The organism is Pseudomonas fluorescens (assembly GCF_902497875.1).
GTDB classification, from domain to species: domain Bacteria; phylum Pseudomonadota; class Gammaproteobacteria; order Pseudomonadales; family Pseudomonadaceae; genus Aquipseudomonas; species Aquipseudomonas fluorescens_BR.
In genome coordinates this window covers 64,165-78,861 of the sequence record NZ_CABVHY010000017.1, presented here as the reverse complement: position 1 = coordinate 78,861, position 14,697 = coordinate 64,165, and the positions used below count along the sequence as shown (strand labels likewise).

14 protein-coding genes are annotated in these 14,697 nt (G+C 59.1%); 1 reads left to right on the top strand and 13 read right to left on the bottom strand.

The window, feature by feature from the left end:
* Positions 1-84 precede the first annotated feature (84 nt).
* The 3 genes from F8N85_RS18130 to F8N85_RS18120 all read right to left on the bottom strand — a co-directional run bounded on the left by F8N85_RS18130 (position 85) and on the right by F8N85_RS18120 (position 4,170).
* Positions 85-864, bottom strand: coding sequence for a crotonase/enoyl-CoA hydratase family protein (locus tag F8N85_RS18130; protein ID WP_150804923.1), 780 nt, complete (start codon positions 862-864; stop codon positions 85-87).
* Positions 865-889: 25 nt separating this feature from the next.
* Complete coding sequence (locus F8N85_RS18125; protein ID WP_318183224.1) at positions 890-2,527, bottom strand: long-chain-fatty-acid--CoA ligase; 1,638 nt, start codon at positions 2,525-2,527, stop codon at positions 890-892.
* Between the two features lie 374 nt (positions 2,528-2,901).
* Positions 2,902-4,170 carry an OprD family porin gene (locus F8N85_RS18120; protein WP_150804921.1) on the bottom strand — a complete coding sequence of 423 codons (1,269 nt, stop codon included), beginning with the start codon at positions 4,168-4,170 and terminating at the stop codon, positions 2,902-2,904.
* 220 nt (positions 4,171-4,390) lie between these two features.
* Between F8N85_RS18120 and F8N85_RS18115 the strand changes: the two genes are divergently transcribed.
* Positions 4,391-5,407 (top strand): AraC family transcriptional regulator, encoded by a 1,017-nt coding sequence (locus F8N85_RS18115; protein WP_150804920.1) that lies wholly within the window; start codon positions 4,391-4,393, stop codon positions 5,405-5,407.
* Positions 5,408-5,586: 179 nt separating this feature from the next.
* Here the strand turns inward: F8N85_RS18115 and F8N85_RS18110 are convergent, their stop codons facing one another.
* From F8N85_RS18110 to cysD, 10 genes are all read right to left on the bottom strand, one after another.
* Positions 5,587-6,030 (bottom strand): hypothetical protein, encoded by a 444-nt coding sequence (locus F8N85_RS18110; protein WP_150804919.1) that lies wholly within the window; start codon positions 6,028-6,030, stop codon positions 5,587-5,589.
* Between the two features lie 296 nt (positions 6,031-6,326).
* Positions 6,327-6,782: a nuclear transport factor 2 family protein gene (locus tag F8N85_RS18100; protein ID WP_150804917.1), complete on the bottom strand. Its 456-nt coding sequence runs from the start codon at positions 6,780-6,782 to the stop codon at positions 6,327-6,329.
* An 86-nt stretch (positions 6,783-6,868) separates the two neighbouring features.
* Positions 6,869-7,660: an SDR family oxidoreductase gene (locus tag F8N85_RS18095; RefSeq protein WP_150804916.1), complete on the bottom strand. Its 792-nt coding sequence runs from the start codon at positions 7,658-7,660 to the stop codon at positions 6,869-6,871.
* Between the two features lie 40 nt (positions 7,661-7,700).
* The gene (locus F8N85_RS18090; protein WP_150804915.1) at positions 7,701-8,168 is read right to left on the bottom strand and encodes an SRPBCC domain-containing protein; all 468 of its coding nucleotides are present in this window, start codon (positions 8,166-8,168) and stop codon (positions 7,701-7,703) included.
* Between the two features lie 20 nt (positions 8,169-8,188).
* Positions 8,189-8,644, bottom strand: coding sequence for a nuclear transport factor 2 family protein (locus F8N85_RS18085; RefSeq protein WP_150804914.1), 456 nt, complete (start codon positions 8,642-8,644; stop codon positions 8,189-8,191).
* 22 nt (positions 8,645-8,666) lie between these two features.
* Complete coding sequence (locus F8N85_RS18080; RefSeq protein ID WP_150804913.1) at positions 8,667-9,383, bottom strand: EthD domain-containing protein; 717 nt, start codon at positions 9,381-9,383, stop codon at positions 8,667-8,669.
* 18 nt (positions 9,384-9,401) lie between these two features.
* On the bottom strand, positions 9,402-10,589 hold the full coding sequence (locus F8N85_RS18075; protein WP_150804912.1) for a sulfotransferase family protein: 1,188 nt from the start codon (positions 10,587-10,589) through the stop codon (positions 9,402-9,404).
* On the bottom strand, positions 10,586-11,698 hold the full coding sequence (locus tag F8N85_RS18070) for a DUF1214 domain-containing protein (RefSeq protein WP_150804911.1): 1,113 nt from the start codon (positions 11,696-11,698) through the stop codon (positions 10,586-10,588). The genes F8N85_RS18075 and F8N85_RS18070 overlap by 4 nt, the downstream gene beginning before the upstream one ends.
* Positions 11,699-11,863: 165 nt before the next feature.
* Positions 11,864-13,777: a sulfate adenylyltransferase subunit CysN gene (gene cysN / locus F8N85_RS18065; RefSeq protein WP_150804910.1), complete on the bottom strand. Its 1,914-nt coding sequence runs from the start codon at positions 13,775-13,777 to the stop codon at positions 11,864-11,866.
* Positions 13,777-14,676, bottom strand: a complete 900-nt coding sequence (cysD, locus tag F8N85_RS35025) for a sulfate adenylyltransferase subunit CysD (RefSeq protein ID WP_412072501.1) — start codon at positions 14,674-14,676, stop codon at positions 13,777-13,779. The genes cysN and cysD overlap by 1 nt, the downstream gene beginning before the upstream one ends.
* Positions 14,677-14,697 lie beyond the last annotated feature (21 nt).

The window sequence follows — 14,697 nt, the reverse complement described above, 5'->3', positions numbered from 1 at the left end:
ATACCTGAGAGGTTATCGGGTGGAGTTTTTTGTTATGGTCCTGCCACGCCGGTGGCAGGTGATGCACGACGGCCCTGAACGGGCTCAGACTCTGACTTTTTCGGTGCGCTTCTCGACGAAATCTCCGAGACGCCGCTGAACATCGTGTCCGGTCTGCACCACCGCAGCCATCAAGCCTTCGGCGAAGAGACCGTCGGTTGAGGACATGTCGGCAATGCGGTTGATTGAGCTGACGATGGCGTAGTTGGACAGCGCGGCGTTCGAGGCAATACGCTGGGCCAACTCGATGGCCTGTTCGAGCACATCCTGGCCTTGCTCGCACAGGTAGTGGGCCAGACCCAACCGATGCCCCTCGCGGGCGTCGAGTACGCGTCCAGTCAGCATCATCTCGACCATCCGGTTGGCGGAGATGATCCGGGCCACGCGCACGGTGGCGCCACCCCCGGTAAAAATGCCGCGCTGGCCTTCGGGTAGAGCGAAGTAGGTGGTGGAATCTGCCACCCGCACATGGGCAGCGGCAGCGAGTTCCAGCCCACCGCCGACAACCGCCCCCTGCATGGCCGCAATCACCGGGATGCCGCCATGCTGAATTTTGTCAAAGGCGCGGTGCCATGCCTGACATACACGCATGAAATCAATCGCCGAGCGCTCTTTGTCATGGTGTTCTTTGAGGTCCAGGCCGGCACAGAAATGTGGGCCCGCAGCAGCCAGTACGATGGCGCGTACGCTCGTTGGAACCGTGGAGAAGAAATCATCCAGGGCGGCAATCGCCTGTTCATCCAACGCGTTGCGTTTCTGTGAACGATTGAGCGTGACGATCGCGATGGTGCCGCGCAGTTCGATTTTCAGGAAGGGCTCGTTCATACAGACTCCAGATAGCAGTGATGGGTCAGGCGTGTGCCTGGTTCAGGGGAGGGCTCTGTGTATTGCCGCCAGTCGATGACTGGCGCTCGTAGTGATCGCGATACCGCTCGCGCAGGGCGAGTTTGAATAGCTTGCCGGTGGCGGTCAGGGGCATGTCCGCGATGAACAGGACGTCATCGGGTATCCACCATTTGGCAACCTTGTGTTCGAAGAAAGCCAACAACTCGGCGGCATCGACTTGCGTGTCAGGCTTGGCAACAACGACCAGCAGAGGGCGTTCACCCCAGCGTTGGTGATCGCAGGAAATGCAGGCGGCCATGTGTATTTTGGGATGGGCCATGGCGATGTTTTCCAGGTCGATGGAGGAGATCCACTCGCCACCGGACTTGATGACATCTTTGCAGCGGTCGGTGATCAGCAGGTAACCGTCTTCGTCGATGGTGGCCATGTCACCGGTGTCGAACCAGCCTTCGGTCAGCGCCGTTGAGTCGCTCTGGTAGTAATCACGGACCACCCAATTGCCACGCACCCTAAGGTTGCCTGGCTGTTGTCCGTCTCGGGGCCGGGCTATGCCACCTTCATCGACCGTGCGCATTTCGATGCCGAACAACTCGCGTCCCTGCTTGGCCAACACCCGGATTCTGCTTTGATTGTCCTCGTCATCGTGCTTGGGCAGCAGACGGCAAGCCGTTCCCAGGGGCGACACTTCGGTCATGCCCCAGGAGTGAGTGACATCGACGCCTAGCTCATGGAGTGCGCTGAACATCGCTGGCGGACAGGCTGATCCTCCGATGTAGGCTCTGCGCAGGGTCCGCGGTCGCTGACCACTGGCCTGCAGGGTTTCGATGTAGCCCTGCCAGACTGAAGGCACGCCTGCTGAAAAGGTCACGCCTTCGCCGTCGCAGAGTGCTTGCAGAGATGCGCCATCCAGCCGGCTACCGGGCAGGACCAGCTTGGAACCCGCCATTAGCGCCGTATAGGGCAGTCCCCAGGCGTTGACGTGAAACATGGGTACCAGCGGCATCACCACATCGTGTGCGGAGATACCCATCGCGTCGGGATGAGAAGCGGCGTATGCCTGGAGCAGCGTGGAGCGGTGGGAGTACAAGACACCTTTGGGTTGCCCGGTGGTTCCCGAGGTGTAGCACAGACCCGAAGCGGTGTTCTCATCGAACTCGGGCCAGTGCTCAAGGGCGTTGGCCTGGCGAAGCAATGCCTCGTAACTCAGAGAACCTTCGGCAGGGTCGATGTCGGTTAGCGCGATCCAGTGACGCACGCTTGGACATTGCCCGCTGATCTGCGCGATCAGCGCCGCGAAGCCGATGTCGTAACACACCACGACGTCCTGGGCATGATTGATGATGTAGACAATCTGTTGCAGATGCAGCCTGGGGTTGATGGTATGGCAGACCGCGCCGAGCCCTGAAACACCGTAGTAGATTTCCAGATGGCGATAGCCGTTCCAGGCCAGTGTCGCCACGCGATCACCCTGACATACTCCCAGGTCCAGCAGAGCGCCGGCCAGTAGTTTGCTGCGCTGCTCGCAGGTGGCATAGGTGTAACGATGGAGACTGCCATCCGAAAGCTGCGACACCACTTCATGACTACCGGAGTTACGCGCCGCATGGGTGATGATCGAAGAAATGAGAAGAGGTTGGTTCATCATTCCGCCATGTAACAGCATGGTTAAGTCTCCATTGTTTTTATTAGTGAGCAGTCTTCTGGACGGCTGGATAGAGTGTCTCGATGAGTGGCAGATTTGCATTACCTGCCACTGTGTTGTGATCTGTTTAATGGTGTCTCTTGGTCAAGGTCGCTTTAATCATTGGTACAGCCCTAGCTTAGCCAGTGAGGTATCGGGCTTGAAATAACCCGATCCGCCTATTTATTTGCATATCACGCCAAACTTGTTAGAGGCAGGGATCGTTTTAGGGTATGCCGTACGCTTGGGGCATATTGGTCATATGAAGGAAGGCGCGGGACGTGGCCCGCAAGTGGCGTCCCTGGTGCGTTCGTTAACGGGATGAGCCCGGTTGTTTACCAGATTGGCAGGCTATAACTGACGATCAGGCGGTTCTCATCCAGGTCGCTGCCAAAGTGGCTCGAACGAACTGTCGCATTACGCCATTTCACAGCGACATTTTTCAGCGGGCCACCCTGTATGACATAGCCGATGTCGGTATCGCGTTCCCACTCCTTGCCTTCGGGACGGTTGCCGCCCAGATCAATGTTCGAGCCGTTGATGTAGCGGGTCATGAAGGTCAGGCCAGGCACGCCAATGGCCGCGAAGTTGTAGTCGTAACGCGCCTGCCAGGACTGTTCGTCCTTGCTGGCGAAGTCGCCGATCTGTACGAAGTTCACCAGGAACGCATCGCTGCCGTTGATGTAGGCGTAGCCGGTGTCGCCACTCATGGCTTGATAGCCCAGACCGAACGCATTACCTCCAAGGCTGTAGGTGAACATCGCGCCCACGGCGCGGTTGTCGACGTTGCTAGCGCCATCGTCCGTGGAGCGGGCGAAGCGCAGATCAGTCTTGAATGACTGGCCCGTCGTCACCGGCAACAGGTAGGTCAGGTTCACCAAGTGCTGGCTGTAGAAGTTGTCGAGGTGACCGTAGCTGTAGCCGGTGGCGAGGTTGCTGGTCCATTTGTAATTCAGGCTGGCGAAATCGAAGCTGTCGCTATCCACATGACGCGTCGTGATGCCTTTGGCACCGGTTCGGGTGATGCCCATATCCTCATAGTTCGAGGAGTCGCGCTGGTTGACTTGCGTCAGCCGCCCGGCATCCACGGTCAGGCCTTCGATTTCCAGCGACGTTAACTGACCGCCTTCGAAGGTTTGTGGCAGCAGTCGTGAATCGTTGGCCAGTATCGTCGGCAGCTTGGGCTGCAGGGTGCCGAATTTCAGCACACTTTTGGAGGCGCGCAACTTGGCGGTCAGACCCAGTTCGCCATACTCGTCCTGGGCACCTTTGCTGGTGTCGCTATGACGTTTGAGCAGCCCGGAGCCCGCACGATCAGGACTGGAGTCGAGTTTTACGCCGACCAGGCCGATGGCATCGAAACCGACACCGATCAAGCCTTCAGTGAAGCCAGACTCATAGCGCAACAGGAAGCCCTGCGCCCATTCCTCTTGTTTGGATTGAGGGGCGTTGGTCTGACGATAATCTCGGTGGAAGTAAAAGTTGCGCAGTTCAAGGCTGGCCTTGCTGTCCTGGATAAAGTCCGCTGCGGCGGGTGCCGAGAGGCTAATGACGCCGCCGGCCAGCAGCAGTCGGGTAGCGAGGGTGCGGGTGTTACGGTCCATGGAGAAGCCCCTTTTTTGTTATGAGATACCGGTCCTTGCATCGAACTATCAGACTTGCATTACCCGCCACCTGTGTTTTGATATGGCTCTGGGTTCGGGTTGCGTTCGGTGCCGATTGAGCCTTAGCTTAACCAGCTACTTATCGGGCTTGAAATAACCCGATACGCCGATTTATTTGCATATCACGCCAGTCTGGCGATGCGCAGAGGAGTGGGGACGCGTGGATCATCCGGTGGATAACACCTTGTCTATGACCTTCGTCCAGGGACTGTTACAGGGGGCTACCAGTATCTGTAGCCGAACCGACATACAGGGTTTTGTCACGGCAGCAGGTATCGCCCAACACTTGCTGGGAACGCCAGACGCGAGGGTGACCTACGATCAGTTTGTGCGCTTGTACCAGCAAGTGGCCGTGGGCAGTGGTGACGAAATGATGGGGTTATGGTCCAGGCGTATTCGTAGTGGCACGCTCAAGTACTTGTGCTTGAGCCTTCTTGACGCTAGTTCCCTTTCCAACGCCATGTACCGTTTCACGCGATTCTGGAACTTGTTGCTTGATGACTACCAGCTCGGTTACACCGAAGATTCGGGCAGGATTGTGATTTCCCTCGAAGCACGTGACAGCACCGCCAAGCTACAGCGCTTCGGCCATGAGTTAATGATGAAGCTGGCTCACGGTGTTGCGTCATGGTTGATCGGGCAGGAAATTCCTCTGCGCAGCGTAATGTTTTCCTTTCCACGGCCCGTGTATGCCTCGGAGTACATGCACATGTTCCCTGCGCCGATCAGCTTCCAGCAACCCTGTACAACACTCTGTTTTGACGCTGAGTGGGGGGCACGCATATTTCGCCGCAATAAGGCCGAGCTACTGCCCTTTCTTAAGGCCGCCCCTCGCTACTGGTTGTTCACCACGTTGAAAGAGCGTTTGGTGGCTCAGCAGGTGCGCCAATACTTATTGTCGAACCTAAAGAATGATGACAGTTTGCAGGGCGCTGCCATCGCGCTGCTCATGTCCACTCGCACATTGACCCGCAGGCTTAAGGAAGAGGGTACTAGCTACCAGCTAGTCAAAGACGCCTTACGTCGAGATATCGCCGTGCAGCAGCTGATTCACACGGATCTCTCGATCACCCAGATTGCTTTAGGGTTAGGCTTTGACTCCAACGCAGTATTCCATCGCGCGTTTCGGGGGTGGACAGGCAGTACACCTGGGTCTTACCGGTGCACTGCTGTGTGAGGTCTGGTCCGGATCGGCACGTTGGCGGCATCTCTGCGAGTCTTATCGAACTTTTTTCTCCAGGCTGCCGCGGAGAAAATGATTGACCAATATTGTCCCTGGCAAGCTGATGGAGGCGTCACCGTGGCCTGGCGAAAGTTGCGCAGGCCACGGTACCGAGCAGCTTGCTTGATGCGCCCCTAGCCAGCGCTGATGTTGCCGCAGAAAAGAGGTCGGCTGCCGTCTGCCGGGCTGGTGCGAACGAGCAAGACATAGTCACCCTTGGTCAGTTCGCTCAGTGCCACCGGTGCCTGGGCCCAATGCTGGGTTCGCGGGGCCAGCGATGGATAGTCGACGCTGTTGGCCTGACGGGTCTTGTACGCCGGTTGTGCGCCCAGCTGCTGGCACGAGCCAGCGTAGATAGCGGTGTCGAGGCGGCTGGATACGGCCATGTCGTGGGGGACACCACCGACGGTGAGCCAGATGCTGGTTTGGTTGCCCACCGGGCTGAGGGTGGCTCGAGCGATATGCTCTGCGTTGTGCGGGGTAGCATCCAGGGGGACATCGACAATTTCGGATCTGCTCGCGCAACCTGAAATTGCCCCTGCGGCCACTACCAACGCCAGCCAAGATGCTCTGTTCATCACAGATCTCCTGATTTGAGGTGCGTTGATTTCATCCCCCATGTGAAGTCTAGTGGCCTGCTCCGGGCGCGGGAACTAGCTGATGGATGGTCATCGGCAGAACTGAACCAGATAAGTTTTAGACCACACCGGTTGTCCACTTCACCAAGCCTTCATCTCCGGTTTCGCTGGCAGAAAAATAGCGAACGTCGGAGACCACTGAGCCAGCTCCCAGCGCTCGTTCGAACTTCAAACCGAAGAAATTCGAGCGGTACGCGGACGCCTTGTAGCTGCTTTTTGCTTTGTTAAACGGCCAGTCAGTTGATCGGCTGAGAGGTGATCCTCCACTGGGCATCCAGCGGGCCGATCATCTCCAGCAGCCGCTTGTAACCGGTCTGGAGGATGCGCCACTCGCCCTGCACCTTGACGTAGCGATCCTCGTAGATCGCGCTGCCGTTGAGCAGGGTCTGCGAATCAAGGTTGATGAACACGTCGTTGAGGTACCAGAGGCCGGTGGCTTCGTCCCCGTTGACCTCAATTTCCGGGGTGTGGCCGTTGTGCATGCCGAAACGGCGGTTGGTGAAGCTGGTGCGGTAGAACTCGATGGCCTCCTCCAGTCCGTTGAGTTCTAGCTGGTAGGTCGGGCTGTCGAAGCTGATCTTCACTTCGGGTGCGAGGACGGTGCGCAGCAGTTCGAGGTTGCAGGTGTCGATACCACGAAAATAGCGGGCCTTGAGCTGTTTGATTTGCTCGATGGCAACGAGGTCCAGCATGTCGGTAATCTCCAGCGGTAGGGCGATGGCTGCACGGCCATCTGTGAATATCTGAGTGAGGCGACATTCCTGTCGCCTTGAAGTATTTAGCAGGGCAGAAAGTGGCCGCCGTTGACATCCAGTTGCGCGCCGGTAATGACCTTGGCGTAATCGCTGGCCAGGTACAGGGCGGCCATGGCGCAGTCGTTGTCTTCGGGGATTTTGCGCAACGCAATCTGCTGGGCGACCTGGTCGACCAGCGACTCCATCGGGACGCCCAGGCGCTTGGCTTCGTTCTCGAAGTAGCCGATCACCGGCGCGCCCCACATCCAGCCCATGAAGGCGGAGTTGACGCGGATGCCGAACGGGCCGAGATCCTGGGCCAGGTACTGCACGGCGGTTTTCAATGCGCCCTTGGAGACGGCATAGCCGGATTCCAGTTGGTTGGGGGTGCGGGTGGCCATGGTGTTGATCATGACGATGCTGCCCGACTGCTGTTTCTTCATCTGCGGCAGCACGGCCTGGGTCATGTGCATGGTGCCAAACAGGTTGACGTCCATCGCCTTGCGCCAGTCGTCCATTGACGACTCGGAGGAACTGCCCCAGGCGCCATGGGCGTAGGCAGAGTTGATCAATACGTCGATCTGGCCGAAGTGCTCGATCGTCAGGTCGGCGAGCGTCTGGCACTGTTCGGCCTGGGCGATGTCGGTGGGGACTTTCAATACCTGTGTGCTGTAGCCGGCGTCGCGGATGGCCTGTTCAGCCTGGTCCAGTTTGGCGGGGGTGCGGGTGGCCAACACCACTGCCTTCGCCTGATACTCCGCGGCACGCACGGCCAGCTTGATGCCCAGGCCAGGGCCGATCCCGGAAATGATGACGACTTTATCTTTCAGCAACATGGCAATTACCTTCTTATTGTTTTGGTAGGGAGTGGGTCGTTCAGGTGCGGCTGGCGTGCAGTTCTTCGGCGCGTCGTTTCAGATCCAGGGCCATCTGGTCGAAGCCGATTTTTACCCAGGCACCGTGTTCACGCATGATCGTGTCCTGGTTCAGGCCCAGGAAAATATCAGTGGTGAAATAGCTGCAGCGGTTGGCATCGATGGCCTTGATATATTGATCGCGGCGGGCGGCGTCCATGTTTTCCGGGACGGGGCGCTGCTCCCAGGACAACAGCTGCTCGGGGTCGCAGGCCACGAGGTATTCGAAGACCGGAACGGTTTCGCCGGTATTGGGGGTAAGTACCTGCATATGCACCTCGTCGCCGATCCGCAGGCCGCACTGAATGCTCGGACAGAAGCTGTTCCACTGGTGGTAATTGTCGAGATCAATGAGCACTTCCCAGACCACCCGCGCGGGGGCGTTAATTTCCACCGTGTGGGAGGTCACTATGTTTTCGGCTCTGGCCATGACTGTCTCCTGTTGTGCATTCAGTTGATGGGTCTGGAGGTGATCTGCAGCTGTTCGCTCAAGGGTTGGATAGTCTCGAGCAAGGTTTCGTAGCCCGTCTCGGCGATCATCCAGCGCTCGCCGTGCTTGATGTAGCGATCCTGGTAGATCGCGCTGCCGTGCATGTGGGTGTTGTCCTCGAGGTTGATGAACACGTAGCTCAGGTACCAGAGGGCCGTGGCCTGGTCGCCATCGACTTCGATTTCCGGGGTGTGACCGTTGTGGGTGGCCAAGCGGGTTTTGGTGAACGAGGTGCGGTAGAAGTCCAGCGCATCGCCCAGGCCATTGACGTGGAACTCGTAGGCAGGGCTCTTGAACGACAGGGCGACGTCTTCGGTGAGCATGCCCTGCAGCATCTCGATGTTGCAGGTGTCGATGGCGCGGAAATAGCGCGCCTTGAGCTGTTTGATCAGCTCGATTGCTTCTAGATCCAACATATGAAGTCTCCTTATGGGCTACTCAGGCACTGAGCTGGTACTCGCTGGTGAGGATGCAGTCGATCTTCTCGAAGTCGATGAATTTGCTGGTCGATTCGTACATGGCCTGCTGGCGCTGCGCGCATTTGTCCGGGTCGCCCAGGGCCGCGAAGAATCCTTGCGGATTGCCGATGGCCTCTGGCGGGAAGTTTTCCTCGACGATCGCGTGCAGCACCGGCGCACCGAAGGTGAGCGCACGTACCACGGTGTTCTGCCGGTAGCCGAAGATCGACTGCAGAGGGTAGGCATTCGGCCCGTGCCCGTTGCGCCAGGTGTCGTACCAATGCTCGTAGCTCATCCGATCTGGCTTGTGCAGCAGCGCCACCTGATTCATGCCGGGTGTGCGCTCGCCAACCGGTACCCGGTAGTGGGCTACACGCGACTTGCGCTCCTCGGGGTAGGGCTCGGATTCCAGCACCAGATAAGCCTCCAGGCGACTGGTCAACGGTGTCACAAGCGCCTTGATGGACGGCCATTGCGAGGTACTGTCCAGCCACAGCGAGAGCAATCCGTCCAGGGGAACGGCGCTATTGGTAATGCGCTGTGCAGACGCGGCGGCCACGCCCTCATCAACCACCATGACGCGCAGGGTACGCGCGCCGACGCTGACCAGATTGTCGCTCAGGTCGAGCAACGCCTGGCGCCATTGCTCGACGCTTTGCTGTGGCGGTTTCCACAGGGTCAACATGAGTTTTTCCATGAATCCTCCAGCCTGGGTTTAGTGGTTGACGCTCAAATGACGGGCGCGATATTCCTTGTAGTCCTCAGTCATCTGCGCCTCGTTCAAACCGAAACGCTCCAGGCTGTAGTCGTGGCTGGCACGTTTTTCCCGGCTGTTTTGCGACAGCCATCCCTGCGCGTCGGCGCGGGCCTTTTCGGTAAACGGCAGATCGGCAAAGGCGTAAACCCTTTCCAGCACATCCATCGGCTGGGTCACGGTGTCGGCGAAGTGGATGTCGAGAAAGCGCTCGGCAGCGTGCTGGTCGCGGACCTGCATGGTGTGACGGATGCCACGCGCCATGCGGTGGTTCCACTGTTCGCCGGCGGCTTTCGGATCAGGGTTGTCGCTGTACATCTGCCACAGGGTGTGGGCCATGCTCGCCATTGACGGGATGGTCTGGGCCGGTTCGCGGTGGGTCAAAATCACCTGCGCCTTCGGGAAAACATCCAGCAGTAGATGCAGGGTGTGCAGGTGTTGGGGGGCTTTGAGCAGCCAGCGTTGGCCTGCAGGTTCACCCCGTTGGCCTTTCTGCCATTGCAGGAACTGCAGCATTTTTTTCAGCTGGGTGTAGACCGGCCGCTGGTCTTGCTGATCCAGCCAGCGGGTATAGCTGGGCACGTTGACGTAGGCGTCCATGGCGCACATGAACGAGTGTTCCATGAGCATGAACTCTTCGTCGCAGAGCATGGCATCGAGCGGGTGGATGGCGAGGATCTGCGGGATGACCTGGGCCATCAGCTCGACCTCGGCCTTGGCCTGGGCGATGCGTTTGGCCGGCACGGCCAGGGTTTCGTCTGCCAGCGGTGCCGGGAAGCGGGTCTCCCACCAGGCAGCCGAGTGGAAGCGCGGGTCAACCGCCAGCGTGCGTTGCAGCATGGTGGTGCCGGTGCGTGGCAGGCCTACGATGACCAGCGGATCGTCGATCTGTATCTGGGTGATTTGCGGATAGCGGACAAGGTAGTCCTCGATCACCAGGCGATTGACCAGTTGTCCCACCAGCCTTTCCTGCAGCAAGTACTGGCCGGTCTGCGACAACTCGGCTTCGGCGGCCAAGGCAACCAGCAGTGCTTCCAGAGACTCGCGATAGTTGTCATCGCCAAAATTGCTCAGGCCGTCGGTGCGCGCGATGGCGCTGGCCAACAGGCTTTCGACGGTCAACTCTTCAATCAGGGGATGCGCGTTCATAGGGCCTCCGCGATGGCAGACACTTTGACTACTTGGGTGGTGGGGTGGCATTGCTCCTGGGCACCGACCCAGCGCAGGCACATCGTGCCTTGGCGTACGCCGGCGGTTTGCAGCCAGTTACTCAGCCCAGGATCCCGCTCGCTGAGGACCAGGGTCACGCCGCCGTTGTCGTCGTATTGGGCCTGGTGTTTGTTGAAGCAGATCTGGTGGTAGCGGTAGTCCAGCGACTCCATCCAGTAGTTGTTGATCTGCAAGTTCCAGAAGTCGCACTCCGGCACTTTGTCGATGTGGATGACCAAGGCTTCGTCTTCAGCCAGCGCCCAGTGCGAGTGGTAGTAGAAAATGTTCGGGTCGCCGCCCACTGACTGACACAGGGCCTGGTTGGCCGGTGGCAGTTGATTGCTGTGAGGCAGGTAGCTCTGGCTCCAGTCGGCGAACAGCCTGGCGGTGTTCTCCACGAAACTGGAGACCCGCGCCAGGCCTTGCTGGAAGGTCGCCGGATCAAGGGCCTGTGGCTTGGAATCAGAACCAATGCGCTCAATGCTCAGCTTGGCCGGCTCTTCAATCCGACGGTCGAGAAACGTCTGGCGCACGATCAGGGCGTTGGTGGCGTCTTCCATTTTCAACCAGTTGCCCGGTTTCGGCTCGCGGCTGAGGATGATTTCGAAGTTGCCCTGGGCATCGACCTGTAACTGGCTGGCATCGATGAAGCCGGTCTGGATCAGCGTACCGTCGGTTTCATAACCGCCTTTCTGGGTGCCGAAACTCAGGTAGGCGACGCTGCCGCGCTGACCTTTGATGCGATATTCCAGCGTGCCGTCCAGGCGCGAGTACTCGTAGAGGTTGTCCGGGTTGTCGGCACCGATCTTCGCGGTCTCGTGGGAGGTCTTGAAGAAGCTGGGAAAGGCCGGATCGGCAAACTCGATGTGCATCTCCAGGCCAATGCGCAGCAGGCGCGTGAGGTAGCGGAAACCTTCGGCGCGGGTGGCCGCATCGGCTGGCGCTTCGGGGCGCAGAATCTGCTCGCCACAGCGCTTGAGGTGATCGCAAAACGTGGACCAGGTCTGGCCACTCAACAGGTGTTGTTCGTCAATCGAGCTGATTGTCATTGTTCGACGCTCTTGATTAGTCGAACCCGGATCGTGAACGTCTGCGCAGAGACGCCCGAACCGGATTCATCGGCCCACAACAGGGCCACTGTTTTATTTGCCTCGCGTCGTCCTTTCGGACTACTCGAGGCGATCGTTAAGCGCCCGGCGAACCGGGCGATGGGGCTAGAACTCTTTACCGATGATGCCGCGCTCGGTCAGCACCGCGATGATGCGATCCACTGCGCCCTCCGGCGTCAGCTTGCTGGTCTCGATATGGATGTCCGGCTTGTTCGGCACCTCGTAGGGCGAGTCGATGCCTGTGAAGTTTTTCAGTTCGCCACGGCGGACTTTCTTGTACAGGCCCTTGGGGTCGCGCTCCTCGGCCACGGCCAGCGACGTGTCGACGAAGATCTCGATGAACTCGCCTTCCTGTAGCAGCCCGCGCGCCATATCGCGTTCGGAACGGAACGGCGAGATGAAGGCCGACAACACGATCATCCCGGCATCCACGAACAACTTGGACACCTCGGCCACCCGGCGGATGTTTTCTACCCGGTCGGCATCGGTGAAGCCCAGGTCACGGTTCAAGCCGTGGCGCACGTTGTCGCCGTCGAGCAAGTAGGTGTGCCGGCCGCGGGCGTACAGTCGGGTTTCCAGCAGGTTGGCGATGGCCGACTTGCCGGCGCCCGACAAGCCGGTGAACCACAGCAACACCGGCTGCTGGCCCATCTGTTCGGCGCGCGCTTTCTTGTTCACATCCACGTGCTGCATATGGATGTTCTGCGAACGGCGCAGGGAGAACTCGATCAGGCCCGCGCCGACGGTGGCGTTGCTCAGACGATCGATGAGGATGAAGCTGCCGGTTTCACGGTTGTCCTTGTAGGCATCGAAGGCGATCGGCTGGCTGGTAAAGAGGTTGCACACGCCGATCTCGTTCAGCGCCAGCTCTTTGGCCGCCAAGTGCTCCATGGTGTTGACGTTGACCTTGTACTTGGGCACCGACAAGGTCACTGACAGGGTTTTGCCGCCGATTTTCATCAAATAGGGGCGACCGGCGAGCATGGCCTGCTCGTGCATCCAGATCAGGCTGACCTGGAACTGGTCGGCCACGCTGGTCGGGTCTTCTGCGGTGGACAGCACATCGCCGCGACTGCAATCGACTTCTTCGGTCAGGGTCAGGGTGATGGACTGTCCGGCCACGGCTTGTTGCAAGTCACCGTCGAGGGTGACGATGCGCGAGATACGGCTCTCTTGTCCGCCCGGCAACACGCGTACACGGTCACCGGGATGAATCACGCCGCTGGCGATGGTGCCGGTGAAGCCACGGAAATCCAGGTTAGGGCGGTTGACCCACTGCACCGGCAGACGGAACGACAGTTTCTGCTGGTGCGCTTCGTCGATCTCGACGGTTTCCAGGTAACCCATCAGCGTGGTACCGCGGTACCAAGGCATGTGTTCGCTTTGCTCGGTGATGTTCTCACCCCGTAGCGCGGACATCGGGATGGCGGTGAAATCCTGTAGACCTATCTGCTTGGCGAAGGTGCGGTAGTCATCGACGATGGCGTTATACACTTTCTCCGAATAGTCCATCAGGTCCATCTTGTTGACCGCCAGTACCACCTTGCGAATGCCGAGCAGCGAGGCCAGATAGCTGTGACGCCTGGATTGAGTCAGGACGCCGCGTCGGGCATCGATCATCACCACGGCCACGTCGGCCGTGGAGGCACCGGTCACCATGTTGCGGGTGTACTGCTCATGCCCTGGGGTGTCGGCAACGATGAACTTGCGCCGGTCAGTGGAGAAAAAACGGTAGGCCACGTCAATGGTGATGCCTTGCTCGCGCTCGGCGGCCAGGCCATCCACCAACAGGGCAAAGTCCAGTTCGCCACCCTGGGTGCCGTCTTTTTTCGAGTCGGCCTCCAGCGCTTCCATCTGGTCTTCGAAGAGCATTTTCGAATCGTAGAGCAGGCGCCCGATCAGGGTGCTCTTGCCATCGTCCACACTGCCGCAGGTAATGAAGCGCAGCAGGCTCTTGTGCTCGTGGGCCTTGAGGTATTGCTCGATATCCTCGGCAATCAGGTCAGATACGTGTGCCATTAGAAATACCCCTCTTGTTTTTTCTTCTCCATTGATGCGGCCGAGTCGTGGTCGATCATTCGTCCCTGACGCTCGGATGTGCGGGTCAGCAGCATTTCCTGAATGATCTTGGGCAGGGTGTCGGCTTCGGACTCGACGGCACCGGTGAGCGGGTAGCAACCGAGGGTGCGGAAGCGCACGTTGCGAATCATCGGCACTTCACCCGGGTTGAGCGGCATGCGTTCGTCATCGACCATGATCAGCATCCCGTCGCGCTCGACAACCGGGCGCGGTGCGGCGAAGTACAGCGGTACGATCGGAATGTTTTCCAGGTGGATGTACTGCCAGATGTCCAGCTCGGTCCAGTTGGAGAGGGGGAACACGCGGATCGACTCGCCCTTGTGTTTACGGGTGTTGTACAGGTGCCAGAGTTCCGGCCGCTGGTTCTTCGGGTCCCAGCGATGCTGGTCGGAGCGGAAGGAAAAAATCCGTTCCTTGGCCCGCGATTTTTCCTCGTCGCGGCGTGCGCCGCCGAAGGCCGCGTCGAAGCCGTAGTGATCCAGCGCCTGCTTCAGACCTTCGGTCTTCATGATGTCGGTGTGGATCTGCGATCCGTGCTTGAACGGGCTGATGCCCATTTCAATGCCTTCGGGGTTGGTGTGGGTCAACAGCTCCACGTTCAGTTTGGCCACCATCTGATCGCGGAAGCGATACATCTCCTGGAACTTCCAGGTGGTGTCGACATGCAGCAAAGGGAAGGGCGGCTTGGCCGGGTAGAAGGCCTTCATGGCCAGGTGCAGCATGACCGCACTGTCCTTGCCGATGGAGTAGAGCATGACCGGGTTGTCGGATTCGGCGACAACCTCGCGCATTGCCTGGATGCTTTCGGCTTCCAGTCGTTGCAGGTGGGTAAGCGTCATAAATTGGCCTCTCGCTTTTTG